The 1,954-nt window shown below is 53.3% G+C and carries 3 protein-coding genes; 1 reads left to right on the forward strand and 2 read right to left on the reverse strand.

Features of this window, described 5'->3' with window-relative positions:
- The first annotated feature begins 367 nt into the window (after window positions 1-367).
- Window positions 368-625 (forward strand): hypothetical protein, encoded by a 258-nt coding sequence (locus tag V6S97_RS29025; RefSeq protein ID WP_334428437.1) that lies wholly within the window; start codon window positions 368-370, stop codon window positions 623-625.
- A gap of 59 nt (window positions 626-684) precedes the next feature.
- Here the strand turns inward: V6S97_RS29025 and V6S97_RS29030 are convergent, their stop codons facing one another.
- Together V6S97_RS29030 and V6S97_RS29035 are read right to left on the reverse strand one after the other, a co-directional pair.
- The gene (locus V6S97_RS29030; RefSeq protein WP_334428438.1) at window positions 685-1,590 is read right to left on the reverse strand and encodes an ImmA/IrrE family metallo-endopeptidase; all 906 of its coding nucleotides are present in this window, start codon (window positions 1,588-1,590) and stop codon (window positions 685-687) included.
- The coding region (locus V6S97_RS29035; protein WP_334428439.1) for a helix-turn-helix domain-containing protein at window positions 1,591-1,954 on the reverse strand (364 nt) is incomplete at its 5' end.

Here is a 1,954-nt window from a genome sequence, read left to right on the forward strand (position 1 = left end):
CTGAATCAAGGATGCTCCAAACAAAATGGCTAGTCGAGCAATAGACGAAACTTGCAACCGCGCAAGGTCTCTTCCAACCCTGCCCACGGGCTTTGAGTGCACCGCTCTCGAAACTTCGCGACATGCTACACTTTAGGTTAGCAATTCGGCCTTCGGTGCCTCAACGCGGAGACTACGACTTACTCCCGCGTGCATCGCGTCATCGAACCTCGTGCACGCCTCTCCGTTGGACTATAGTCTGGTTCAAAATCCGCCGGTTGATCTTTTGCTTCCAAGACAGCTGCGCTGCTGAGAGCTTCCTTTTGAGTTTCGTCTGCTTCAGGAAGCGGTATTCCTTCTCATCGAACAGATATCCCATTCGGTAGGCGTGCTCGATGAGATCATCATTGGCGTTGGCGGAGAGATCTGCCTGAATGCGCTTCAGGCCTTCAAAGAGGTTTCCCGTATCAATTCCGACGAAGCGGTTGATGCAGACATTCCCGACATAGGTCGTCGCGCCATTGAGCCGGTTGCGAATGTGGCAATGTTCAAGAATATCCTGGCCGCAGGGACATTCGTCAAACTCTTCGCTGATCTCAACACCGACCAGGTCCCATTCAAGCCGAGCTGTCTCGAACGATTTTGAGTTCGATAAGGGAACGATGTGTTATTTGAGACGCTCAAAGTTACGGCCTTCCATCAAAATTAATCCCTGCGATATCGTTCCTGTTGGGCACGCCAGCGGTCTCGCGTGGTCATGTCTTCGTTTTCTTCATCCTCCTCCTCCGCGCTTTCATGCCAGAGCATGATCAAGGCAAAGCCGTTCTTCTGCAGGCAAACCTGTTCGCTGAGGGTTGGAGCGCGCGGCCCTCGCGGTACGTCGATCCACAGATCGGGAAGCCGGCTTTCGATTTCGCTTGGAACCCCGACCTGGAGATTTCGTCGGTAAAACGTTGAGCCTTGAGGGACCGACTTGTTGCGTGTTGCGACTACGAAAGGAAAGCGCTTTCGATTCTGATAAACCCGCCCAACCTTCTCATCCTTGACTACAACGAAGGCCAATGCTTCCGGGTGATACTCGGCATAGGCTCGCGCCATGGCTTCTTTACTGACATCAAACTGGTCAGCCAACTCGAAGACATGTTCAAGGCTCGGCGTGGGGTTCTTCTTGAAAGCGTCGCGCAGTTTCGGTGGCGGCATCAGGATAAGGGATGAGAAGCGGTTCGCTTCAACTTCCATCTTCGCCCGCCGGTTGCCTTCCCTTGCGGAAAGTGTCCGGAGGTCTTCCCTCGAGCAGAGGAACTGACCGTCTTTATCTGGGATGTGATTGGCAATCAGGAAATGACCAAGCTCGTGGCCAATGGTGAAACGGCGACGCGGCCGGTTCATTCCCTTTCTCACGAGTATAATTCCGCGGCTTCGTACCGTGTCGGTAATCAAGCCGCCTTCAAAACCTTCCGTTTGCAGCTCGGCGATTTCTTCGATCTCGAGCTGGAGCGCCAACTCCTCAATCGGCACAGGAAGCGGAAGATTGGGTTCATGCTTCAGGATCAGGCTGACCAACCCTTCAGGCGACCCCGTGTCGGCTAGATCCATCCGCAAGATGTCCATCTACTTTCCCTTTGGTTTCAGCCTGTCCATCAGCATCTGGATTGTTTCACGGTCTTGCGGAGCGAGTGATTTAAGATCCCTATACATCGCGACTAGACCGGGCTCTTCGTCTTTCCCCTCTGGATTCTCGCCAACCAAGTCGGCAATGGCAACGCGAAAATGTGTGGCGAGCTTGGTCAGAAGTTCAATTGAAGGGTTGGTACTACGACCGGTCTCCAGATCATAGATATGTGTCTTGGACGCTCCAATGGCATCAGCGACTTCCTGCAAGGATTGACGGTTCTTGCCCCTGAGTTCTTTGAGCTTGGCAGCCAAAGACATGTTCGAATTACTCCCTTGAATCACTGAAGGCGCGTGCACTCGC

The organism is Agrobacterium sp. CCNWLW155, assembly GCF_036888815.1.
In the GTDB taxonomy this organism is placed as follows: domain Bacteria; phylum Pseudomonadota; class Alphaproteobacteria; order Rhizobiales; family Rhizobiaceae; genus Agrobacterium; species Agrobacterium radiobacter.

What these genes read in the sequence shown, in the direction of transcription:
- V6S97_RS29030 (WP_334428438.1), bottom strand. Translation starts at nt 1,590, where the DNA reads ATGGACATCTTGCGGATGGATCTAGCCGACACGGGGTCGCCTGAAGGG.